This is a genomic window from Paracoccus sp. (in: a-proteobacteria), assembly GCF_047973135.1.
Lineage (GTDB): Bacteria > Pseudomonadota > Alphaproteobacteria > Rhodobacterales > Rhodobacteraceae > Paracoccus.
Genome location: NZ_JBKEBL010000328.1, coordinates 1 through 21,965 on the forward strand (window position 1 = coordinate 1; position 21,965 = coordinate 21,965).

At 64.1% G+C, this 21,965-nt stretch carries 19 protein-coding genes; 9 read left to right on the top strand and 10 right to left on the bottom strand.

The features are described 5' to 3' along the window. The first annotated feature begins 172 nt into the window (after nucleotides 1-172). From ACK5L9_RS23405 to ACK5L9_RS23420, 4 genes are all read left to right on the top strand, one after another. A complete protein-coding gene (locus ACK5L9_RS23405) occupies nucleotides 173-688 on the top strand; it encodes a TRAP transporter small permease (RefSeq protein ID WP_416913861.1) in 516 nt (171 codons plus the stop codon). Next, nucleotides 685-2,004, top strand: a complete 1,320-nt coding sequence (locus tag ACK5L9_RS23410; RefSeq protein WP_416913862.1) for a TRAP transporter large permease — start codon at nucleotides 685-687, stop codon at nucleotides 2,002-2,004. Before ACK5L9_RS23405 ends, ACK5L9_RS23410 begins: the two co-directional genes overlap by 4 nt. An 85-nt stretch (nucleotides 2,005-2,089) precedes the next feature. After that, nucleotides 2,090-3,052 (top strand): 2-hydroxyacid dehydrogenase, encoded by a 963-nt coding sequence (locus ACK5L9_RS23415; protein WP_416913863.1) that lies wholly within the window; start codon nucleotides 2,090-2,092, stop codon nucleotides 3,050-3,052. 320 nt (nucleotides 3,053-3,372) lie between these two features. Continuing rightward, a complete protein-coding gene (locus ACK5L9_RS23420) occupies nucleotides 3,373-3,753 on the top strand; it encodes a phasin family protein (RefSeq protein WP_416913864.1) in 381 nt (126 codons plus the stop codon). Nucleotides 3,754-4,012: 259 nt separating this feature from the next. On the opposite strand, the gene ACK5L9_RS23425 is transcribed toward ACK5L9_RS23420, so the two are convergent. Beyond that, nucleotides 4,013-6,508, bottom strand: a complete 2,496-nt coding sequence (locus ACK5L9_RS23425) for a hypothetical protein (RefSeq protein WP_416913865.1) — start codon at nucleotides 6,506-6,508, stop codon at nucleotides 4,013-4,015. Continuing rightward, on the bottom strand, nucleotides 6,505-8,712 hold the full coding sequence (locus ACK5L9_RS23430; protein WP_416913866.1) for an MGH1-like glycoside hydrolase domain-containing protein: 2,208 nt from the start codon (nucleotides 8,710-8,712) through the stop codon (nucleotides 6,505-6,507). Before ACK5L9_RS23430 ends, ACK5L9_RS23425 begins: the two co-directional genes overlap by 4 nt. A gap of 151 nt (nucleotides 8,713-8,863) precedes the next feature. Here ACK5L9_RS23430 and ACK5L9_RS23435 point away from each other — a divergent pair, with 151 nt between their 5' ends. Genes ACK5L9_RS23435 through ACK5L9_RS23455 form a run of 5 tightly spaced genes read left to right on the top strand, consistent with a single transcriptional unit; the run spans nucleotide 8,864 to nucleotide 13,249 of the window. Further along, the gene (locus tag ACK5L9_RS23435; protein ID WP_416913867.1) at nucleotides 8,864-9,931 is read left to right on the top strand and encodes an ABC transporter substrate-binding protein; all 1,068 of its coding nucleotides are present in this window, start codon (nucleotides 8,864-8,866) and stop codon (nucleotides 9,929-9,931) included. Next, on the top strand, nucleotides 9,921-10,811 hold the full coding sequence (locus ACK5L9_RS23440; RefSeq protein WP_416913868.1) for an ABC transporter permease: 891 nt from the start codon (nucleotides 9,921-9,923) through the stop codon (nucleotides 10,809-10,811). The genes ACK5L9_RS23435 and ACK5L9_RS23440 overlap by 11 nt, the downstream gene beginning before the upstream one ends. An 11-nt stretch (nucleotides 10,812-10,822) precedes the next feature. Next, nucleotides 10,823-11,602, top strand: coding sequence for an ABC transporter permease (locus ACK5L9_RS23445; RefSeq protein WP_416913869.1), 780 nt, complete (start codon nucleotides 10,823-10,825; stop codon nucleotides 11,600-11,602). Beyond that, a complete protein-coding gene (locus ACK5L9_RS23450; RefSeq protein WP_416913870.1) occupies nucleotides 11,589-12,644 on the top strand; it encodes an ABC transporter ATP-binding protein in 1,056 nt (351 codons plus the stop codon). The genes ACK5L9_RS23445 and ACK5L9_RS23450 overlap by 14 nt, the downstream gene beginning before the upstream one ends. Then, on the top strand, nucleotides 12,641-13,249 hold the full coding sequence (locus tag ACK5L9_RS23455) for an isochorismatase family cysteine hydrolase (RefSeq protein ID WP_416913871.1): 609 nt from the start codon (nucleotides 12,641-12,643) through the stop codon (nucleotides 13,247-13,249). Before ACK5L9_RS23450 ends, ACK5L9_RS23455 begins: the two co-directional genes overlap by 4 nt. A gap of 55 nt (nucleotides 13,250-13,304) precedes the next feature. Here the strand turns inward: ACK5L9_RS23455 and ACK5L9_RS23460 are convergent, their stop codons facing one another. From ACK5L9_RS23460 to ACK5L9_RS23495, 8 genes are all read right to left on the bottom strand, one after another. Continuing rightward, entirely contained in the window at nucleotides 13,305-14,057 is a 753-nt protein-coding gene (locus ACK5L9_RS23460) for an HpcH/HpaI aldolase family protein (protein WP_416913872.1), read from the bottom strand. After that, complete coding sequence (locus ACK5L9_RS23465; RefSeq protein WP_416913873.1) at nucleotides 14,054-15,454, bottom strand: FAD-binding oxidoreductase; 1,401 nt, start codon at nucleotides 15,452-15,454, stop codon at nucleotides 14,054-14,056. Before ACK5L9_RS23465 ends, ACK5L9_RS23460 begins: the two co-directional genes overlap by 4 nt. Further along, the gene (locus ACK5L9_RS23470) at nucleotides 15,451-15,957 is read right to left on the bottom strand and encodes a V4R domain-containing protein (protein WP_416913874.1); all 507 of its coding nucleotides are present in this window, start codon (nucleotides 15,955-15,957) and stop codon (nucleotides 15,451-15,453) included. Before ACK5L9_RS23470 ends, ACK5L9_RS23465 begins: the two co-directional genes overlap by 4 nt. Before the next feature lie 14 nt (nucleotides 15,958-15,971). Beyond that, complete coding sequence (locus ACK5L9_RS23475) at nucleotides 15,972-17,285, bottom strand: TRAP transporter large permease (protein WP_416913875.1); 1,314 nt, start codon at nucleotides 17,283-17,285, stop codon at nucleotides 15,972-15,974. 12 nt (nucleotides 17,286-17,297) lie between these two features. Next, nucleotides 17,298-17,810 (bottom strand): TRAP transporter small permease, encoded by a 513-nt coding sequence (locus ACK5L9_RS23480; protein ID WP_416913876.1) that lies wholly within the window; start codon nucleotides 17,808-17,810, stop codon nucleotides 17,298-17,300. Nucleotides 17,811-17,860: 50 nt separating this feature from the next. Then, nucleotides 17,861-18,853, bottom strand: coding sequence for a TRAP transporter substrate-binding protein DctP (gene dctP / locus ACK5L9_RS23485; RefSeq protein WP_416913877.1), 993 nt, complete (start codon nucleotides 18,851-18,853; stop codon nucleotides 17,861-17,863). A gap of 400 nt (nucleotides 18,854-19,253) precedes the next feature. Beyond that, the gene (locus tag ACK5L9_RS23490) at nucleotides 19,254-20,363 is read right to left on the bottom strand and encodes a ParB/RepB/Spo0J family partition protein (RefSeq protein WP_416913878.1); all 1,110 of its coding nucleotides are present in this window, start codon (nucleotides 20,361-20,363) and stop codon (nucleotides 19,254-19,256) included. Next, the gene (locus tag ACK5L9_RS23495) at nucleotides 20,356-21,750 is read right to left on the bottom strand and encodes an AAA family ATPase (RefSeq protein ID WP_416913879.1); all 1,395 of its coding nucleotides are present in this window, start codon (nucleotides 21,748-21,750) and stop codon (nucleotides 20,356-20,358) included. The genes ACK5L9_RS23490 and ACK5L9_RS23495 overlap by 8 nt, the downstream gene beginning before the upstream one ends. Nucleotides 21,751-21,965 lie beyond the last annotated feature (215 nt).

The following is a 21,965-nucleotide window of genomic DNA, read 5'->3' on the forward strand; positions in this document are numbered from 1 at the left end:
ATCACCGTCATCCCCGAGGACGGGCTTGGCGAATGGCACGACGCCGGCCAGCCGGCCATCGACGCCTGGATCAAGTCGATGAACGATGCGGGCTTTGACGGGCAGGCCATGTATGACGACGCCAAGGCCATGCTGGCCAAGGCGCAGGGCAAGTAGCGCGACGGAGGGCGGCATGGCCGAACCAGTTACCGATCATTCCCATCCGGTGCATCTGCCCGGATGGGTCGTTGCCTTATGCCGGCTTTTTGCCGGCATAGGTGGGCTGACACTTGTGGCGATGATGCTGATGACTGTGACCAGTGTGGTCAAGCGCGGCGTCTTTGGTGCGCCGATCCCCGGCGATTACGAGCTGATGCAGATGGGTTGCGCCATCGCCATCTTCTGCTATCTTCCCTGGTGTCAGGCGGTTGGAGGAAATGTCCTTGTCGATTTCTTTACACAGAAGACCAGCCCGCGTCTGAATCACCTGCTGGAGGCGTTGGGCGACCTGCTGTATCTGCTGATTGCTGCGCTGCTGATGTGGCGCATGTATCACGGCGGGCTTGAGGCGCGCGAATATGGCGATCAGTCGATGGTGCTGCGCCTGCCAGCCTGGTGGGGCTATGCCATCGCCATGCCGGCCATGGGTCTGCTGGCCGTGACCAGCGCGGCCACCATGATCAGCCATTTCCGGAGGGCCTTTCAATGAGCGGAGTCGCCGCTGGCCTGACCGGCTTTGCCGTCCTTTTGCTGATGATGTTCATCCGCATCCCCATCGCCATTGCCATGCTGACCGTGGGGGTCGGCGGTTATGCGATGTGGACCGGGGTGACACCGTTGCTGGCGTTCCTCAAGACCTCGACCTACGATCAGTTCTCGACCTATTCGCTGTCGGTCATCCCGCTGTTCGTGCTGATGGGCGAATTTGCCACCCATGCCGGAATGAGCCGGGCGCTGTACCGCACCGCCGCGGCTTTTCTGGGGCATCGCAAGGGCGGGCTGGCCATGGCCTCGATCGGGGGCTGCGCGGCCTTCGGCGCGATCTGCGGATCGTCGCTGGCCACCGCCGCCACGATGGGGCAGGTCGCCCTGCCGGAAATGAAGCGCTATAACTACAGCGGAGCGCTGGCCACGGGGTCGCTGGCCGCCGGGGGCACGCTGGGGATCCTGATCCCGCCTTCGGTCATTCTGGTGCTGTATGCGCTGATGGCGGAACAAAGCATCGCCAAGATGTTCGTCGCGGCGATGGTGCCGGGCGTACTGGCTGCCGTGGGCTACATGGTCGCCGTGTCGGTCTTTGTCCACCGCCACCCCGAAGAGGGCCCCGCCGGTCCGCGCATGACATGGCCCCAGCGGCTGGAGGCCCTGCGCGAGACATGGTCGCTGATCCTGATCTTTGCGCTGGTCATCGTCGGCATGTATCGCGGCTGGTTCACACCGACCGAGGCTGCCGCCGTAGGCGCCTTCGGCACCGGCGTTCTGGCGGTGCTGCATGGCGGCCTGCGCATCAAGGGGCTGATGGAGTGTCTGCGCGGCACGGCCTCGACCTCGGGGATGATCTTCCTGATCCTGCTGGGGGCCGAAACCTTCAACGCCTTCCTTGCGCAGACGCAGACGCCGATGCTGCTGGCCAATGCGATCTCGAATTCCGGGATGGCGCCGATGCTGGTGCTGCTGGCGATGCTGTTCCTGTATCTGCTGCTGGGCTGCGTGATGGATTCGATGTCCATGCTGCTGCTGACCATCCCGATCTTCTATCCGATCATCGCGGGGCTGGATTTCGGCATGCCGCGCGAGGATACGCTGATCTGGTTCGGCATTCTGGCCGTGGTCGTGGTCGAGGTGGGTCTGATCACGCCGCCGGTGGGGATGAACGTCTTTGTCATCAACGGGATGGCCAAGGATGTGCCGATGATGGAAAGCTTTCGCGGGGTGCTGCCCTTCCTGATCAGCGATGTGATCCGCATTGCCGCCCTGATCGCCTTCCCGTTCATCACGCTGACATTGGTGCGGCTGTTCGGCTAGACATGCTATTGAAATTGCCGGATCGCCCTTTCCGGGCGGTCCGGCCCCCCGTATGTGCGGGTATGTGCGGGCGTCAGGAAAGGGCATGACCATGACCGACCGACCCGAAGTAATGATTCTGCATCCGCTGGCCCCTGATGCCATGACGCGGTTACAGGCCGCGTATTGCCTGCAACGTTGGGATCAGGCCCAGGACAAGGCCGATTTCCTTGCCCGTCACGGTGCGCATTGCCGCGCCGCCGTGACGTCGGGCCACACTCCTCTGACCGAATCCATGCTGACGGCCTTGCCCGCGCTGGAACTGGTCTGCTGTTCCAGTGCCGGATATGACAGCCTGTCGCTTGCGCCCATGGCCGCACGGGGGATCGCGCTGACCAATACCTCGGCGGCATTGCAGGCCGATGTGGCGGATACGGCAATCATGCTGATGCTGGCGGCGCGGCGGTCGTTGATTGTGGCAGACAGCTATGTCCGGTCGGGGGATTGGGGGCGGCAGGGGATGTTCCCGCTGCAACATACGGTCTTTGGCACAAGGCTGGGGATTGTCGGCATGGGCAGTCTGGGTGGCGCGGTCGCCGCGCGCGCGCAGGCCATGGGGATGCGGATCGCCTATTGGAACCGCCGCGCCAAGGACATGCCCTGGACCCATCAGCCCGATCTGATCCAGTTGGCCCGCGACAGCGACACGCTGATTCTGACGGTGGCCGGGGGCAGGGGGACCGAGGGGCTGATTTCCGCCCCCGTCCTGCGCGCGCTTGGCCCGCAGGGGCTGCTGGTCAATATCGCGCGCGGCTCGGTCGTGGACGAGGCCGCTTTGATCGCTGCGCTGACCGGGGGTGAACTGGGCCATGCCGCACTGGACGTATTCGCCAGCGAACCCGATCCCGATCCGCACCTGACGGCCCTGCCGAACGTGACCCTGTTCCCGCATCACGCGTCTGGCACCGTCGAAAGCCGTGCGGCCATGTCACAGCTTGTCCTTGATAATCTTGCGGCGTTTTTTGCCGGTCGCGACCTGATTTCGGCAATTGACTATGATCGACGCTGACCATATGGTCAAAAAAAAAATTCCCGCATAACGCGAATTTTCGGCCATGTGGTAAACTCCGGATCATCCGGTCAAACTTGGGGAATCAGGGGGTTTTATGGCCAAAGCCGACTTCAACAGGTTGCCGGATGGCAGAGGATAAGCCATCCTGTGGTTGAGAGGGAATCAGTTAGCCGCAGCATTAATAACGGCGTATTGTCCAGGTGCCGTTTATTCAGGCAAACGTGACCGGAATGATCCGGATGCGGCCTCAGGATGATCAGAATCAGCGGTGGTTGCCAGTTTTTTAGACACAAGCGATCAACGATGGGAGCATAGCCATGAACACGCAATCTTTCCCGATACCTTCCGTCTTCAACGCCGTGGCAAGCATGGCACAGACGGATACAGATGATGTCACCTTCGGTACTGATTTCTGTTCTGTGATGCGCGACGCCGGTTCGGCCTATGTGGCCGGTCTGATCGAGATGGGGCGGCTGACGTCGGAATACAGTTCCGAGGCAATCGACAATGCCAGCACCCAGATGCGCGCCTCGTTCGAGGCACGGACACCGCTTGAGGCCGGATCACTGTATCTGTCCTATTGGCAGCGCCGGATCGACCGCTTCATGGTCTATTCGAAGGAACTGACCCTTGCTGCGGCGCAAAGCGGCAGCGCTGTCACGGCACCGCTCCTGTGCCGCAAAGCCAGCGCCGCGTAACCACAGGTTCGTTCCATAACTCATACCAACGGCCCGATGACCCGACTCGGCTTAGGGATTCCCTGCCTGTCGAAACTCTGCCTCAATGGCGGCGTGAGCAGAGGCAGGAATGGGTCGTGCGGTTGAGGTTGCGCGCCAGGACTTGACGGCGCGGAAATTGCGCCGAAAGGCCGGGCGCAGGGTCAGGCAGGTTTCAATTGCCAGGTCGGAATATCTACGCCGCCCGACACTCGCTGATGCCGGTGGTCCGCCCGCTTGCTCAACCCGCCCGAACCGCCACCAGCCGCGGCGGTTGTGTCAGCCCCGAGGGCAGCGGCAGATCCCCGCGATAGCCGGTGCCGGTATAATATTTGTTTGCCGCCGTGTTCCTGACATGGATTTCCAGCCGACCCCCGCATAGCAGCGGAAAGGACTGCGCTACGGCAATCTGGCGGCCCAGATATTCGCCGTTCAACCAACATTCCGCCATCTCGTGCAGCCCCGGCAGTTGCAGCGCCCATTGACAGCCTTCGGGCGGGGGCGGCGGGGTGATGTCGCAGCGATAGATCCCGGTTCCCGCGAATACCGGATGCCCCTGAACCTCCCAGCCTCGCCACACGGAAACGGGGCGAGGCGGGGCATCGCCGATTTGCAGCCTCCAGCCCTGCGCCAACCGGATCGGCGGGGGCAGGTCGCGCGGCTTCGGGGCGGGCACGGGCGGCACCGCCTCGCCAGCCGCAAGCTCAAGGCACAGGATTTCCTGCGCGGCCAGCGGCAGGACCATCGGCACCGGGCCGCACAGCGGGGCGACCTCTCCGCTGACCGGATCCCACCGCGTGCCGCGAATCCCCGGCCCCGGCAGCGTCACCGACAGGCGCGCCGGATCGTCGCGGTCGTTGAACGCGACCAGACGCCACCCCGCGCCGACGCGCGATATAGCGGTCCAGCCGTTTCCGGTGATGAAGTTCGCATCGCAATCGGGCCGGGGCAGATGCGCCACCATCCTGCGGATCGCGGCCTGTCCCGTCGCATCGTCGCCACCGGTCGCAACGATGCGCCCCGCAAAACCCTGCGTGGCCTGCGCGCGGCACGCCGGGGCGGCGGCAGGCAGCACCAAAAGGCGATAGGGCGTCAACGCCTCGGGCATCCGGCTTTCGTCGATGATGTCATAGCCCAACCCCGCCCGCGCCAGTTCCTCGGCCCACCAGCCGAAATGTGCGCAGCAAGGGGCCTGCGGGCCTTCGGCCAGGATCGTGTCCAGCGGGTAAAGCAGGGCGATGTCGTGCTGCGGCTGGCCCTGATCAAGAAAGGCCGAAACACGGGCAATTTCCGCAAACAGCGCGGGGCAATCCTGCCACCATGGCAGATGATTATAGGCCGGGGCAAAATCGAACCGCGCGCTGAACAGCCCGTCGCCGGGCTGGCCATCGGTCAGGTTCACCGCATGCAGCAGGATCTGCCGCGCGCCAAGGATCAGGTTGCGCAGCGCCTGCGCGCGAAAGACCCGCGCGCTCAGCCCCCATTGCCCCGCCAGTCCCGGCGCGCCGTCGCCTCGCCCGGTGGCGTATTGTTCCACCAGACAGCGGCTTCGGCCGCTGGCGCGGGCGATGCTGTCGCCCATCCGGGCGCTGACCTGCGGGGCGAAATCCGCGCAATCGGCGGCGGTTTCGGTGCGGAACCGGTCTATTCCGAAATGATCCAGCCCCGGCATGGTGCGGGGGTCGATGCCACTCAGGCCACCTGCCAGTCTCCATCCGCCAACATGGGTCAGCAGCTCATGCCCTGTGAACCCCAGCCCCCGTTTCCGGGTCCAGCGCGACAGCGTGCCGAAAAACGCCTCGTGCAGCGCTTCGCCATAGCGGCGCAGGAACGCGGCGCGGCGGCGGGCGGCCTGCCCGTCGCCGCCCGTCAGCGCAAGGAAATCGGCGGGATCGGGCGGCACGCCAGCCAGCAGGCTTTCATCCCACAGGATACTGCCTTGCAGATTGCCATGCCGCTGTGCCCAGTCGTAAAATCCTGCATAGGGATGATCGAAAAAGAACCCCTCGGCGGCATCGCCCGCCGCCTGCAACAGCGGCGCATAGACCTGTTCGGCAAAGCGCGCGGCGGCCTCGGGCAGCAGATAGTTGATCAGGCGCGAGGTGGCGCAGCGTGCGGCGGCAAAGACGGTCAGCGCCCCGCCCGGCGCCACCTGCGGCCCGTGCAACAGCTCGATCCGGCAGCTTTGCGGGCCGGTCGCGACAATCGTCGCCGGGCAGGTCAGCCGCCGCGCCTGCGGGCCCGCCATCAGCACGATCCGCCAGTCGGTCCAGCGCGGCACGCCGCCCTCATAGACCCAGTCTCGCCCCGCCTGCCCCAGAAAATCCAGAAAGCCCGAGCGGATGCCGCTGATCCGCAGCACCGTCCGCTCGGCCTCGGCGTGGCCCGAGGTCCAGAACAGATGCCGTTCGCGCAGATGATCGGCGCCCTGAACCGTCCTTCCGCCCCCATGGCCCGACATCCAGCCATATTCGTCATAGATGGTCAGCCGCAGCCCCAGCCGTTTCGCCTCGTGCGCCGCGTCACGATAGGCGGCCAGATAGGCGGGGGACAGATAGTCGTGGATGGGCATGGCCGGGCGGGCCTGGATCATCACCCGCGAAATCCCCTTGGCGCGCATATCGGCAAGCTGGTCGCGGGTTTCCTCTGGCGCGGGGATGCGATGCCAGAACCAGAAGGCCGCCATGCGGAACTCTGGTCCCGGTTCGCGGAACTGCGCGATCGCCAGCGGCGTCATTCGGGCAGGGTCAGGTACATGTCGATCCGCGCCCCGGCGCGCAGCCCAGACAGATCCAGCGCCCCGTCCGCCATTGCCACAGGCGCGCCATCGACCCGCACCTGAACCAGCCGGGCGGCCATATCGGCACCGGGCCGCAACAGGGCGCGGTCGCAATCCTGCCCCAGCCGAAGCGAACACAGCCCGCGTTCCATCACGATATGGCGCAACGGGCCGGCGTAGTCGGTGGACCACAGCAACTGCCCGCCGCGCGACAGCGTCAGGATGCCGCCCTCAACCGACACCACCACCTCGCCCACGGGCGACAGGATCGGGCCAAGCCGGGTATCGTCGCCGGGATTCCGGATTTCCCAGCCGTGCCAGGCCGAGACATCCATGATCCCCGACACTGCCATCAAGGGCAGCATCGCGCCCCAGGTATAAAAGGGATCGGCATCGCCCTGATCGGTGATCCGACCGGTTTCGGCATTGTAATTCTCGCCGCACAGGCGATCATCGCGCCAGCTTTGGTTGAACATGGCAAGGCTTTTGGCGGCAAGATCGTTTGCGGCCCCGTCAAAGCCATAGCGGCGCAGACCCTGCCAGACAAAGTAATTCACATTCGCCCAGATCCGCCCCCGCCAATAGACGTTCTCGGCAAAGGCCGGTTCGGATCGCGCCGTGTTCGGGATCATGAATGGCCCGCCGAACATCTGCGGATCGGCCAGATGATCCAGCAGGCGCGCGGCCTGATCCGCGCTGGCCGCGCCGCATAGCAGCGGGTAAAAGCTGGTCGGCGCAAGGCTTTGGACAAAACCGCCGCCGCGCTGGCGGTTGGCAAAGATGCCGCGCGCCTCGTCCCACAATTCCGTGCGGATCCGCGCGCGCGTGTCATCTGCCAGCCGGTCGAATGCCGCCGCGTCCCTATCATGGCCCAGTTCCCGCGCGATCAGTGCCAGCATCTCGGCATCCAGCGCCAGCGCGCAGTTCAGTCCAAGGTCGATGGTGGACAGGCTGCGGGTCCGGGGGTCATAGACCGCCTCGTCATGGGTTGCGGAATTGTCCATGCCGGTCTCATTCCGGGCGGCGAAGGCCGTACCCTGATACAGCGCCTGCCCGACATCCGACGTCCCGCAGGATACCAGCCCGATCCCGTCCGGGTCGCGATGCGCCCGCCACCAGCGATGATTGCGCGCCAGCGCCGGATAGGCCATGCGCAGCAACCCCGCATCGCGGCTGCGCAGAAAGGACAGCCAGACCATCAGCGCCCCATGCGGCGGCTGGCTGCGATCCACCCAGGCATCGCGAGAGGTCACAAGACATGCAAAATTGCCCTGTGGCGTGGCATTGGCCAGCGCCACGCGGAAATTGTCGCGCGCAAGTTCAGCGTCGAACAACCCCGCCATCAGCGCGGCAAAGGTCTGATCGTTGAACCAGACGGCGAAATCGCCAAGGTTCCAGATGCGGCTGATCGCGGTATAGCGGCGGCGGTTGATCTGATCGTAAAGCGTATTCCAGCCGATCACATCGCGCACCGCATCCAGCGCTCCGGCATCCACCCCCTCGTGCAGAACCGGCGCGGACGCGGGCGGTTCCCGCAGCGCCTTGCGCGCGGCATCCAGCGACAGGGCCTTGTCATCGGCCACGGTGGCAGCAAAGCGCAGGGTGGGCATCATCTCAAGGTTGAAGCGCAGGGCGATCACCTTGCCGCTGTCGGCACGGTTCCCCAGATGGAAATAGCCATTCGCGTCGAAATCGGCGATCAGCTCGTCCAGACTGTCATGCCCCGTCACCAACACCGGTGCCGCCCCTGTCAGCAGCGTGACATGCTGCCGCCCCAGGCGGATATGGGCGGCACCGGTTTCCGCATCGAATCGCGCCTCGGCCCCGCCTTCGGCAGACAGGCACAGCGTCACCCAATACCGCAGCCCCCATTCCTGCGCCTTCTGCGCCGCCCATTCGCCCGTCACGCTCCACGGGTCGCGGCTGGCAAGGCGAAACCCGATCCGCGTGCCGCCATGCGCTGTCTCAAAGGCGACCGGGCCGCCCGACGGGCCATGCGCGCCAAACCGCATGTCCTGCGCCGCTGGCGTGATCGCCTTGCGCGCCTGCGACGAATAAAGAACCGGGGTGACACGCACGCCTGCGGGCAGACAGACCATCTCGGCCGGGCGTTCGGACCAGGTGTTCCAGAAATTTCCGATCATGTCGGTGTCTTGCAGCATTTCCTGACCCCGGTAAAACGCGGACAGCTTAGCCCGATGGTGCGGCGATGCAACGGCCCTTGCGGCTTGTGTGAACGTCCGAGTTGGTGAAGGATGACACATGCCTTGCGGCCCCGAACAAGAACGAACACGTCCAGAGGGAAAAGATCACATGACACAGACACGCCGCCATTTTCTGGCCAGCGCGGGCGCGGTGGCCGCCGCCGCCAGCCTGACCCTGCCGACGCGCGCGCGCGCCGCCACCACGATCACGGTGCTGAACTGGCAGGGCTATGGCACGGACGAAGCATGGGCGCTGAAGAAATTCACCGAGAATACGGGGATCGAGGTCGTCCACGACTATTTCAGCTCGGAAGCCGAGATGCTGACCAAGCTGCGCACCAATCCCGGTGTCTATGATGTCGTGCTGATCAACAGCGCCCGGACCCGGCAGGCCGCATCCGAGGAACTGCTGCTGGCAATTGATCTGGCGCAGGTGCCCAATGCCGCCGCGCTGTCGCCGGAACTGCGCGAACATCCGAACCTGATGTCCGACGGGCAGAATTTCGGCGTCGCCTGGGTCTGGGGCATCACCGCCCTTGCCGTGCGCGAGGGGGACGCCCGGCCCGACAGCTATGCCGCACTGGCAGATCCGGCCTATCAGAATCGTGTCGCCTTGTTCGACGACGCGGTGACGGCAGTGGCCATCGGGGCGCTGCTGAACGGGCAGGACATGAACGCGCCAACCGATCTGGCGCAGGTGGGCGAGACGCTGAAATCCTTCAAGCCGAACGTCAAGCTGCTGTGGTCCAGCGAAGATCAGTGGAACAAATCCTTCGCCGCCAGGGAAACGGATCTGTCCGTCTATTGGTCGGGCGCGGCGGTGCGGTCGCGCAAGAACAGCGGCCTGCCGGTGGATTTCATCGTCCCGAAAGAGGGCGGCATCGGCTGGCTGGACAGCCTTGCCATCCCCGCGACCAGCGGCAATGCCGAGGCTGCGCTGCAATTCATCAACTATATGATCGATCCGGGCTTTTACGTCGAATGGGCCACGAATATCGGCGCGCCGGCCTCGGCCAATGCCTCGGCGATGGATGCGCTGCCCGCTGATGATCTGAACCGCAAGGTGCATGATCCGGCCTATCTGCAAAGCCTGACCATCCAGTCGGCCCTGCCCGACGATCTGCGCCAGAACTTCAACAACCTGTGGCAAGAGGTAAAGGCCTATTATGCCGGCTGACGGCGCGGGCGGGCGGGTGCTTGCGGGCACCCGCTTTCCCCCATGGATAACCACCGCCGCGCTGCTGCTGCCCACCTATGCCTGGCTGACTCTGGCGGTGTTTCTGCCGCTATGCATGATGTTCGGCTTTTCCTTCCTGTCGCGCACGCCGATGGGCAAGGCTCCGGCAGAGTTTACCTTTCAGAACTATCGCGCCTTCATCGACCAGCCCTATCTGCTGGGCGTGGCCTGGGATTCGCTGATGATGGGGGTCTGGACGACGCTCATCTGCGCCATTCTGGGCTTTTTCGCGGCGCTTGCGCTTGTCCGTCAGGTGACGGGCCGCGCGCGCGAGATACTGCTGATCCTTGTCCTGCTGCCTTTCTGGTCGAACGGGCTGGTCCGGGTGTTTTCCTGGACCATGGTACTGCGCGAGGGCGGGTTTCTGGACGGGCTGCTGCATGCCGTCGCGCCCGAGGCCGCCAGCATCGGCTTTCTCTATACCCGCCCCGCGATCATTGTCGGGCTGGTGCATGGCTATCTGCCCTATATGATCCTGACCTGCTATATCGCGCTGTCCAGCATCGACACCGCCCTGATCGAGGCCGCCTCCAGCCTTGGTGCGCGCTGGTGGACCATCCTGCGCAAAATCCTGCTGCCGCTGGCCATGCCGGGGCTGGTTTCCGGCGCGATCCTGATCTTTGTCCCGGTGATCGGTTCCTTCATGGAGCCGCGGATCCTTGGCGGCCGCGTCGGCGTGACCATGGGCACCGTGATCGAGGATCAGTTCACGCAGGCCTTCAACTGGCCGCTGGGGTCGTCGCTGTCCTTCACGCTGCTGGTTGTCGTGCTGGCGATCTTTGCCACATTCTCGGGCGTGCTGCGCCGCCAGCAGATGTAAGGGGCCGGACCATGAAACAGCTTTCCCGCATCTGGCTGGCCCTGATCCTGATCTTTCTCTATCTGCCGGTCTTTGTGATGATGGCGATGGGGTTCAACGAATCGCCGCTGTATCAACTGCCCTTCAGTTTCACGACAAAATGGTATGCGGCGCTTGGCGACAATCCCCAGCTTGTGCGCTCGGGCGTCAACAGCCTGTGGATCGCGCTGGCCACCTCGGTCATCGCGACGGTTCTGGGCACGGCATCGGCGGTGGCACTGGGGCGGCGCGCGGTCAGGGGCAAGACGCTGCTGCAAATCCTGCTGCTGCCGCCCATCGCGATTCCGTGGCTGATCACCGGCACGGCGATGCTGGTCTTTTTCTTCTATACGGGCATCGGGCGCGGACTGCATGCGCTGCTGATCGGGCATGTTGCGCTGGCCGTACCCTATGTGGTGCTGGTCGTGGGCACCGGCCTGCAAACCCTGCGCGCCGACCTGGAAGAGGCCGCGATGAGCCTTGGCTCCACCCCCCTGCACGCGTTTTTCGCGGTGACGCTGCCGCTGTTATATCCCAGCATCCTTGGCGCGGCGCTGTTCGCCTTTGCCGTCTCGCTGGATCAGTTCGTCATCTCGTATTTCCTTGCCACGCCCGGCTTTACCACCCTGCCGGTGCAGATCTATTCGGCGATCCGCAAGGGCTTTACCCCCGAAATCAACGCCATCTCGACGATCCTTCTGCTGGGGTCCATGGCGCTGATTCTGATCTTCGCCCTTTTCGCCAAACCCGGAGCGTCACGTGACAAACGTTAAGATTGATGCCGTCGCCAAGACCTATGGCACCGTCAGGGTTCTGACCGACATCACCACCAGCTTCGCGGCGGGCAGTTTCACCTCGCTTCTGGGGCCTTCGGGGTCGGGCAAGACCACGCTTCTGCGCATCATCGCGGGCTTCATTCTGCCTGACAGCGGCACTGTCCTGCTTGGCCCGGACGACGTGACCCGCACCCCGGTCTGGGCGCGCAATATCGGCATGGTGTTCCAGTCCTACGCCCTGTTCCCGCATATGAGCGTCAGCCAGAACGTCGCCTTCGGCCTGGCCCGCCGTGGCATCAGGGGGGCCGAGGCCCGCAGGCAGGTCTCTGAGGCGCTAAAGATGGTGCGCCTGCCCGATTTCGGCGACCGCAAGCCAAAGGAACTGTCCGGCGGCCAGCAGCAGCGCGTGGCGCTGGCCCGCGCCATCGTGACGAAACCCGGCGTGCTGCTGCTGGATGAACCGCTATCGGCGCTGGACCGCAGGCTGCGGCAGGAAATGCAGGTCGAACTGTTGCGCATCCAACGCGAAAGCGGGCTGACCACGGTGTTCGTGACCCATGATCAGGAAGAGGCTCTGACCCTTTCCGATCAGGTCGCCATTCTGGATCGCGGCCGCATCGTGCAGATGGGTCCGCCGACCGAGGTGTATGAACGCCCCCGCACCCGCTTTGCCGCCGAATTTCTGGGCGACACGAATTTCCTGCCGGGCCGCGTGGTTGCGGGCAAAGTGCGGCTGGCGGGCGGACAGACCCTCGCCGTCGCCGCCCCCCTGCCCGCCGATGGCGAACAGGTCACGCTGGCGTTGCGCCCCGAGAAAATCCTGATCGGGGCGGGCGGCGACGCGGCGGTGAACCAGCTTCGGGCGCGCATCACGCACACCGTCTATGCCGGCACCGCGATCACCTATCAGGCCGATGCCGGGGGCATTTCGCTGAAAATCTTCGCCCAGAACAGCGACGCACGCCCCCACGCGCCGGGGCAAGAGGTCGATCTGTCCTGGTCGCCCGCCCATCTGGTCCCGCTGGAGGCCACGCCGTGACCGCCGCCCTGCCCCCCTTGTCGCACGCCGTGCATCTGTGCGTGGACATGCAGCGCCTGTTCGCCGAACCCGTCGGCTGGCAGGTCGCCGGGCTGGCGGCGATCACGCCCAATATCGCCCGCATCGCCTCTGCCCTGCCTGACCGGACGATCTTTGCCCGCTTCACCGTCCCGCCCTCGGCTGACGCGGCGACGGGCGCGTGGCGCGGCTATTACCGGCATTGGTCAGGCATCGTCGCGGCGGTGGCGGCCGATCCGGGCCTGATCGATCTGGTCCCCGCGCTTGAGGCCCTGTCCGGGCCGAAGGAATATCTGGACAAACCCACCTATTCCATGTTCACCGCCCCTGATCTGGATGCCCGCCTTGCCGCGCGCGGTGCGGATACGGTGATCCTGACAGGCGTGGAAACCGATATTTGCGTCCTCGCGACGCTTGTGGATGCGGTCGAACGCGGCCTGCACGTCATTGCCATCGCCGATGCCATGACCAGTTCCGACCTTGCCGCCCATGACGCCACCCTCTCGCTGATCCTGCCCCGCATGCCCGATCAGGTAACAATCACCGACTCCGCTACGCTGATGGCACGGCTGGCGCAAAATGCCTGACGAAAGCCGGTGCGATGATCAAATTGGCTTCCGTCAGGCAATATCCGCCGCAGCCCTATCCCGCCCCCTGACCCAAAGGCCGAAAGGCGTGATCCGTCGCCTGCGTCAGAAACATCGCGTCCGACCCCTCGATCACGAAGCCCAGCCGTTTCAGCCAGCGGGCGCTGGTTTCGCTGTCCGGGGTAAAGATGCCCGCCGCCACGTCTGCCGCTTCCGCGGTCGCAAGCACGTGGTCGATCAGCGTCTCCAGCGGATCGGAACAGCCCCGCGCCGCATGATCGACACCCAGATCGCCGGGCCCGACGAAAACCAGATCGACCCCCGGCACCGCCGCGATCCGCGCCGCCTGTGATACCGCCTCCAGCGTCTCGACCTGCACCGCCACGACCGTGTCACGTCGCGCCCGTGCCAGCGCGCAGGGGATGTCGCGCAGATAGGCGCTGGCGCGGCCCGGACCGGCCCCGCGCGCGCCCTCGGGCGGGAAACGCGCGGCGCGCACGGCGGCCCCGGCCTCGCTGGCGCTGGAGACATGCGGCACCAGCACGCCGCAGGCCCCGGCATCCAGCGCGGCGGCAATATGTTCGGGCGCCTTGCCGCGCACCCGGACCAGCGCGGGCACACCCGCCAGATCGGCGGCGCGGATCATATCGGTCAGCAGCGCATCGGAAATCGGGTTATGCTCGGTATCGATGCAGATGAAATCGGGACGCGCGCCCGCCACGATCTCGACCGCGACGGGCGAGGGAATGGCGATGAACGGCCCGCGCAGCGGCACCCGCTCACGAATGCGGTCGCGCAGCCGCGTCATCCCGCCGCCGCCCCGTCAAAGCTTTTGCCGGGATTGAGAATGCCCTTGGGATCCAGCGCTGCCTTGATGCCCCGCATCAAGGCAATTTCCTGCGGCTTGCGAGAGTAACCTATATAATCTCGCTTGATTTCTCCGATCCCATGCTCCGCCGAAACAGTGCCACCGAAATCCCGCGTCAGGTCATAGACCAGCGCCTTGACCGGACCATGCGGCTGATCATTGCCCGCCTCGGGAACGTTCACCACGACATGCAGGTTCGAATCGCCGATATGCCCATAAGACAGCACACGGGCCGACGGGAACAGCCCGGCCACCCCGGCCTCGATCCGCTCCACCGCCTCGCCCATGCGGGCGATGGGTATGCCGATGTCAAAGGGGATGATCGGGCCCAGCAGCGCAGGATAATCCGCCGGGCTTTCGCGCACGGCCCACAGCGCGCGCTCGTCCTTGACAGAACCGGCCAATACGCCATCCTCGATCACCCCTTCCTCAAGCGCCCGCGCCAGCAACGCCTCGGTCGCGGCGCGGGTGGCGGCGGCGTCGAAACCCGTCGCCTCAAGGATCGCATAGGCCCCGTGTCGCCCTGCCAGAGGCGATCCCAGCCCCGAAGCCTGTGACATGTAATGGAAAAAACTGGGCCACATCACCTCGAACCCCGACAGCATCGGCCCCAGGGCCGCGCGTGCCGCGCGCAGCAAGGCAACCGCCGCATCGGTCCCGTCGCAGCCCACGAATGCCGTCGTCTTTGCAGGCGGGTTCGGGTGCAGGCGCAGCACGCAACGGGTGATGATACCCAAAAGCCCCTCGGATCCGATGAAAAGCTGTTTCAGATCCAGCCCGGCATTGTTTTTCAGCAGCCGGTTCATACCCTCGATCACCGTGCCATCGGCCAGCACGACCTCCAGCCCCAGCACGTGATCGCGCGCCATGCCATAACGGATCACCGTGTTGCCGCCGGCATTGGTGGCCAGCACACCCCCCAACTGACAGGAACCGCGCGACCCGATGTCGATGCCCAGCATCATTCCGTGATCAAGCGCGGCTAGTTGTGCGGTCTCCAGTACCACACCGGCCCCGGCGACCATGACGCCCGCATCGGCATCGACAGCCTCGATCAGGTTCAGCCGCTCAAGCGAAAGGACCACGCCATCCGCGCGCGGATGGGCCGCACCCGACACGCCCGTCAGGCCGCCCTGCGGCACCACCGGAATCCCCGCCTCGTGACAGGCGCGCATCAGCGCGCTGACCCCCTCGGTATCGCGCGGACGGGCAAGGGCCAGCGGTCGTACTGGTTCCAGCCCGGCCCAGTCGCGATGGTATTTCGCGGGGATGGCATCGCCCGTGGCAATCATGTCCGCCCCCAGCCGTGCCAGCAGCATATCGCCCGCGCCGCTCATGCCGTCGTACCATCGGCAATACGCGCCTCAAAAACGCAGGCTTTCGCCCCCATCGCTGCGCATTCGATCTCGGTCACGACGACCGGCGCGTCAAGGATCATCCCCGCTACTGCCGTCAGCATTCCCGTGATGGGCGCACAGACCGGCACATCGGACGGCCCAAAGCCTTGCGCAAAGGGCGATCCCTCGACCGTCACGCTCAGCCGCCCCGCAGCCAGTTCGCTGTGCCACCGCCCCCAGCCAAGCTGCCCGGCGGTTTCGCGGATCACCGCCAACAGCGCCTGCGGATCCGCCGCCCCCTGCGCCCGATAGGTCTGCGCCGATTTGCCGCCATTGCGGATCACCGTGCGGATCATCGCCCCGAACACAGCCGGGCGCAGTTCTGCGGGCATCTCCAGCGCGACACCCATGAAAGCCTCGGGCTTGATGAAGATATAGCGCATGCCGCTGTCGTGATAGGTACCGGCGCTTGCATCATATTGCAGCCTGTCGCGAAAACTCATCGTCATCTCCGGGGTTACATCAACGAGGGGATCAGCGTCGCCAGCGGCGGGAACATGATCACCAGCGCGATCAGCAGGAACACGCAGCCGATATAGGGCAGCGCGGCGCGGGCGACCTCGGGCAATGTGGTGCCGGGCGGGCTGACGCCATGCATCACGAACAGCAGCAGGCCAAAGGGCGGCGTGGTAAAGCTGACCTCCAGCATCAGCAGCATGATCAGCCCCCACCAGATCATGTCGAAATGCAGCGCCATCGCCAGCGGCACAAAGATCGGCAAGGTGATCAGCATCATCGAGACCTGATCCATGAACATCCCCAGCACCAGCAGGATCAGCGCCATGACCAGCAACGTCTGCGTCGGCCCCATCTCAAGCGAGGTCGCCCACCTGACCATCCCCGAGGACGCGCCCGAAAAGGCCAGCAACTGCGCAAAGGTCGAGGATGCGGTGATCAGCAGAAAGGTCATGCCGGTCACGCGCGCGGCATCGGTGATCGCGGTGGTGACGGCCTTCATATCCAGCGCCCGAAAGGCCAGCGCCAGCGCCGCCACGGCCAGAATCCCCAAAGCGCCGCTTTCGGTCGGCGTGGCAAAGCCCGTCAGGATCGAGCCGACCACGGCCACGATGATCACCACCATCGGCATCACATCGCGGATAAAGATGAACAGCCGTGTGCCCAAAGGGACAGGCACATAGTCATAGCCGGGCGCGGCCTGCGGATCGATCCGGGCCTGTACATAGATCAGGATACCGTACAGCACGGCCAGCACGACGCCGGGCAACAGCCCTGCCACCAGCAGCCCGCCAATGTCGATCCGCGCCAGCGATCCGAACAGCACGGCCAGCGTCGAGGGCGGAATGATCACTGCCAGCCCGCCCGACCCCAGGATCGGCCCGATGGCCATGTGCTTTTTGTAGCCGCGCTTCATCATCTCGGGAACCATCAGCGTGCCCAGCATCCCGGTATTGGCCAGCGACGACCCCGACAGCGCCGCGAATACCGTGCCTGATGTGACGGTCAGGTAACTCAGCCGCGCGGGCAGCCGCCCGATCAGCACGTCAATCGCATCCAGCACCCGGCGCGCCAGCCCCGAATGAAAGAACAGCGATCCCATGACCAGAAACAGCGGCACCGGTGCCAGCGCATAGGTCGAAACCGCCATCGTGGCATTGGCCAGCATCTGATCGATGCCGCGCAAGCCGCCCATGAACAGCACCACGCCGATCAGGTTGATCACGAAGAATCCCAGTGCCACAGGCAGCCCGATCCCCATCGCAAGGATCAGCCCGCCGATCAGGATAGCCGTCGAAAGGGTCCAGTCCATCATCGCGCGCGCCCCCTACAGCCCGGCATGGGCGTCTGGCGGCGCGCTATAAAAGCTGTCGCCCTTCAGCAGGAAGGCCAGAAACTGCAACCCGCCAAAGCCGAACCCCAGTGGCATCGAGGCATACAGCGCCCACATCGGCGCATCGAAGGACCGCACCTCATAAGACCCGTCCGCCCAGACCTTCGCAAAGATCTGCCCGCTTTTCCAACACAGATAGAAACAGATCAGCGCCGATGCGATATGCAGCAAAAAGACCCAGCCCCGCCTGACCCCTCGGGGCAGATAGGTCAGCACGATCTCGACACAGACATGCCCGCGCGTCAGCACCAGATAGGGCAGGCACAGAAAGGTGATGTGCAGCATCGCATATTCGACCGAATTGACGGCCCATATCGCGGTCGGCAGGCCGATATTGCGCGACAGCACGTCATAGGTGACGACCAGCACGATCCCCGTGACCAGCAGGCAGGCAAGGCGGAACAGCAAAAGCGACGTTACGTCAAGAAAACGAAGGGCGGCTGTCATCGAACGGTCCTTTTGAAATAAGGGGCCGGTGCGGCCCCCTGCCCCGGCAATCAGATTCCCGCGAAAAAGATCTTTTTCAGCGCGTCATGCATGGTCGGGTCACGTTCCTTCAGCCGCTCCCACGCGATGTCATAGGCAGTGGTCAGAAACATCTCGCGCTGCGCTCCGGTCAGTTCGATGGTCTCGATCCCCTCATCGGCCAGGATCTTGCCCTCTTCCTCGTTCAGCTTGATATTCGCATCATAGGACGATTGCTCATGGTCGATGGCCGCCTGGTTAACGATCGCCTTCGCCTCGTCCGACAGCCTGTTCCACGCGTCCAGATTCATCGAGATCAGCACGTCGGTCTGAAAAAAGCCCGGATCGATGCGGTATTTCAGGAACTTGTCCCAGCCATAATCGCGCAGGCCCGTCACCGGATAGCCGGTACCCTGAATCACTCCGCGCTCAAGCGAGGTGTAAACCTCGGTCGCGCCCTGCACCACGATGGTTGCGCCCAGCTTTTCCAGAAACGCCCGGTACAGCGGTGCTGACCTGATGCGGATCCCGCTCAGATCAAGCTGGCCATCGGCGTCGATGCCGGGCTTTTCGATCGTCCACAGGTGAAAGGCCGCGCCGCCATCGACATGGGCCAGCACATGCGCGTTGCCCTTGGCGTGAAAGGCTTCGTTCACCAGATCCAGCCCGCCATCGGCCCGCACCTCCATCGGGTTGCGGTTTGATCCCGCAAAGGCCTCGCCCTCGGGCACCATGTTCAGATACAGCCCGGCGGGCATCAGGAACATGTCGGCGATACCGTTCTTCTGCGCCTCGCCCATGCGCTCCTGCGGGATGGTCTCGGGTCCGCCGATCACCTGAATCTGCACGACCCCGGCCCCGCGCTCGTTCACCAGATCGACAAAGCCCTGAAAATTGCGCGCGAACGAGACCTGCGCCGGCGTGAATGTGACGGCGCGGATAATATCCTGCGCATGGGCTGACAGGGCGCTGACACCCAGAACCGCGGCGGCGGCGATGCTTTTCAACAAGGGAAATCTGATCATGTGGTCCTCTCTGTTATACGCTGGGCCGGTCGTTCGGGCGACCTTGTTACGGCATGCAGGATATTGCAGTCCTGCCGGGGCCGGGCGGGCTCCGCAGCAGGTTTCCGGGCATACTTTCAAATTCAAAATTTTTTGCAACAAAAAATTTCGACGCCAAACGATCCTTCCGGTAAATGCGCTGGCGACACCCCGTCCCGGTTCTTGCGGCGGCATCCCCCACCACGTGAAAAGGCCCCGCGAATGCCGCAGGGCCGGATGATTTTGGTCTGGTTGTATCAGGCCGTAAATGCGTGTCGCCCTGGCTTTTATCCGCAGATTCATCGTTTTTTGCGGATCACTTGGACGCTCGATTTTCCGCTGATCTTGCTGCTGCCAAACGGGGGTTTCGCGGCGAAACCGCCTATCTTTCCAGCAGGGACCGCAGCTCTTCCATCAGGCTGTCCATAAGGTCGATTGTGACAGGATCGCCCTCAAATCGCAAGACATGTCCTTTGCTATCGCGCGCGCGACGGATGGTGATGCCGCTGGACAAGCGCAGGGTCTGATCGTCGATCCAGCCATATTTCACCGTCGGCGCCTTCGGTCGCCCACCCCGGCTAAGATCGCGCGGACCCTGATCCAGCCGCTGCACCACCGGCTCCAGCACCGCCCATTCCTCATCCGCATCTGCGGGGGAATGCTGCGACAAGGCCTCGCGCAACTGCGCCTCGGCCCCCCGCCGCAGTGCCGAGGCAAGCTGCAACCCCCGCCTCTCGGTCAACCCTTCGGGAAAACCCAGCATGTCGCCCAGTTCCTCGAAGATCAGCGCAAAAGACCGGATCTTGGACCTCTTGGCCTTGGACCCGGTCGCGAACAATTTGTCCACCGCCTCTTCGGTATTCAGAAACGCCCCCTGATTGGCCGCGATGACCGAGATGCGGCCCCGTTCAAAATGGCTCAGTTCCTCGCGGACCTCGTTTTCCTCGATCATCGACACAAAGGCCCCGCCGCTATCCTCGCGCGGGCGGATCAGCGCGCGGATGCTGCGGTACTTGTCAGCCTCGGTCAGTTCCAGCAAGCCGCGCATCGCCAGCAGCCGGCGATAGCCCGATAACAGTCCGTAACGCTGGCCGCCCCTGCCCGGTCGTTCCAGTTCGAACACTTCGATCGGCAACCGCAACCCATGCGCGGCGATCGACTGGCGCAGTTCCATGATAGCCTCTTCGCTCATGGTCATGCGGTCGCGGATCATCGCGCCCTCGTCTATCTGCTCCAGCGGCAATTCGACCATCAGCAGGCCCTGTTCCTGCGCGGCATGCAGCCGGGCGGCATCGGCCTCCAGCCGGGCACGCTCGGTCCGGGCCTGCACCCCTTCGGGCTGCGCCTGCGCGGCGCTTTCGGCGGCGACCTGCGCTATCGGTGCGATGCCCCGCAGCGGTGCCGGCCGCTCGGGGGTTTCGCTGCGAAACTCTTCCTCGATCCGGGTCAGATCGTCACTGCTGGGGGTTTCAAGACGCCTGCGCTTAACCATGTGCCCGATCCTCCTCATCGGCATTCTCCATCTGCAAATCACGCCACCATGTTCCAAGGATCAATTCCTTGACCTCGGCCCAGGTCCGGTCAAACGTCTCGCGCCCGCGAACATAGGTGTCGCGGTTAAACTCGCGATAATCCGCCTCGTAGATACCGTTCACCTGTTCACCCGCCTGCCCGACCATCGCCGTCAGTTCCTGACGATAGGTCGTCATGAAATCCCCGAAATAGGCCTGTATCACATTTGCCAGATCCGTCTGCTGCCCGGCGTCAAAGCGGGTGATGATCGCCCGCACCGCATCCCATTCGAACCGCATCTCGGGCAAACCATCGCGACGCCGCGCCGCGTTTTCACCATCTTCGACGCTGGCGAAGGTGGAATAGAGCATGTCAAAGAACCGTCCCGTCGAATCGAACTCCAGAAAGGTGGCGCCAAGCGGAACCAGCAGGATATCGGCCGCCGCCAGCGCATTAATCGTCAGATAACCAAGCGCAGGGGGCGTATCGAGGATAATGATATCGTAGTCATTGACAATACGGTCGCTTTCCAGACTGTTCGCAAGCGCATCCCACAGCGGCCAGCTACGCAGACCCATGCGCCAGACCGGAACCTGAAACTCGGCCCAATAAAGGTTAAGCTGCGCACCCAACAGGTCGATATTCGGCCAGTGTGTCGGCTGGATCAGATCGCGGGCTGTCAGCTTCAGCGCTTCGGTCAGGGTTTCATCGAAGGGCAGCGGAGGTTGCCCGGCCGCGTCGCGCACCTTGTTTTCATCTTGCACGGCCAGTGCATAGTCGCGGGCCAGCAGCGGGAAGGCGGTGGACCACTCGTCCGGAACCTTGCCGCCCATGATCGAGGTCATACTGCCCTGACTGTCCAGATCGACCACCAGTACCTTGTAGCCGTCAAGCGCCGCCGACATGGCCAGATGCGCGGCGGTCGAGGTCTTGCCGACGCCGCCCTTGAAATTGGCGACCGCAATGGTCTTGGCGGGCAGGCCGTCGGGGCGCCACGGGCGGTATTCGCGATCTGCGGCACCCTCGGCCACAAAATGATCGCGCAGGCGCAGCACCTCTTCCAGGGTGAACCATTTGGAATTGCCCTCGCCCGTGCCCTGCGGCAGGTCGGGGAATTTCCGCAGCACGCGACGGAAATGCGCCGGAGCGACCGGGATCAGGTAGCGGCAGACCTCCCATGTGGAAAAGCGGCGCAGTCGCTTGCGTCCGTCAGGGGCATAGCCTCGCTCGGCCAGATCCTGTCGGCCGCGCGCCGCGAAGGCCGCGGCTTTCGCGAATCGGGCCGTGCCGATGGGATCGGACAGGCGCCGCGCTGCCTTGGCCGGATCAATGTTGAAATATGGGGGAAGGGGTTCCTTGCCTGACATCTCGCTACCTTTGCGATGTACTGCTTCATTATGCGTTTGGGCAATTCTATCGCACATGATCAGGCGAAAGGGAATCACTTAAGCAGGTTTCGCCGCGAAACCGTCAAAAATAGCAGAAAAACAACGGCAGAAAGCTTGTAGTGAGTTTAGGATCTTTAGAGTCTTTACGCCATTATTACTCAATACTATCAAATAGATAAAGCGAATAAGGAACC

What these genes read in the sequence shown, in the direction of transcription:
- ACK5L9_RS23405 (WP_416913861.1), top strand. Translation starts at nt 173, where the DNA reads ATGGCCGAACCAGTTACCGATCATTCCCATCCGGTGCATCTGCCCGGA.
- ACK5L9_RS23410 (WP_416913862.1), top strand. Translation starts at nt 685, where the DNA reads ATGAGCGGAGTCGCCGCTGGCCTGACCGGCTTTGCCGTCCTTTTGCTG.
- ACK5L9_RS23415 (WP_416913863.1), top strand. Translation starts at nt 2,090, where the DNA reads ATGACCATGACCGACCGACCCGAAGTAATGATTCTGCATCCGCTGGCC.
- ACK5L9_RS23420 (WP_416913864.1), top strand. Translation starts at nt 3,373, where the DNA reads ATGAACACGCAATCTTTCCCGATACCTTCCGTCTTCAACGCCGTGGCA.
- ACK5L9_RS23425 (WP_416913865.1), bottom strand. Translation starts at nt 6,508, where the DNA reads ATGACGCCGCTGGCGATCGCGCAGTTCCGCGAACCGGGACCAGAGTTC.
- ACK5L9_RS23430 (WP_416913866.1), bottom strand. Translation starts at nt 8,712, where the DNA reads ATGCTGCAAGACACCGACATGATCGGAAATTTCTGGAACACCTGGTCC.
- ACK5L9_RS23435 (WP_416913867.1), top strand. Translation starts at nt 8,864, where the DNA reads ATGACACAGACACGCCGCCATTTTCTGGCCAGCGCGGGCGCGGTGGCC.
- ACK5L9_RS23440 (WP_416913868.1), top strand. Translation starts at nt 9,921, where the DNA reads ATGCCGGCTGACGGCGCGGGCGGGCGGGTGCTTGCGGGCACCCGCTTT.
- ACK5L9_RS23445 (WP_416913869.1), top strand. Translation starts at nt 10,823, where the DNA reads ATGAAACAGCTTTCCCGCATCTGGCTGGCCCTGATCCTGATCTTTCTC.
- ACK5L9_RS23460 (WP_416913872.1), bottom strand. Translation starts at nt 14,057, where the DNA reads ATGACGCGGCTGCGCGACCGCATTCGTGAGCGGGTGCCGCTGCGCGGG.
- ACK5L9_RS23465 (WP_416913873.1), bottom strand. Translation starts at nt 15,454, where the DNA reads ATGAGCGGCGCGGGCGATATGCTGCTGGCACGGCTGGGGGCGGACATG.
- ACK5L9_RS23470 (WP_416913874.1), bottom strand. Translation starts at nt 15,957, where the DNA reads ATGAGTTTTCGCGACAGGCTGCAATATGATGCAAGCGCCGGTACCTAT.
- ACK5L9_RS23475 (WP_416913875.1), bottom strand. Translation starts at nt 17,285, where the DNA reads ATGATGGACTGGACCCTTTCGACGGCTATCCTGATCGGCGGGCTGATC.
- ACK5L9_RS23480 (WP_416913876.1), bottom strand. Translation starts at nt 17,810, where the DNA reads ATGACAGCCGCCCTTCGTTTTCTTGACGTAACGTCGCTTTTGCTGTTC.
- dctP (WP_416913877.1), bottom strand. Translation starts at nt 18,853, where the DNA reads ATGATCAGATTTCCCTTGTTGAAAAGCATCGCCGCCGCCGCGGTTCTG.
- ACK5L9_RS23490 (WP_416913878.1), bottom strand. Translation starts at nt 20,363, where the DNA reads ATGGTTAAGCGCAGGCGTCTTGAAACCCCCAGCAGTGACGATCTGACC.
- ACK5L9_RS23495 (WP_416913879.1), bottom strand. Translation starts at nt 21,750, where the DNA reads ATGTCAGGCAAGGAACCCCTTCCCCCATATTTCAACATTGATCCGGCC.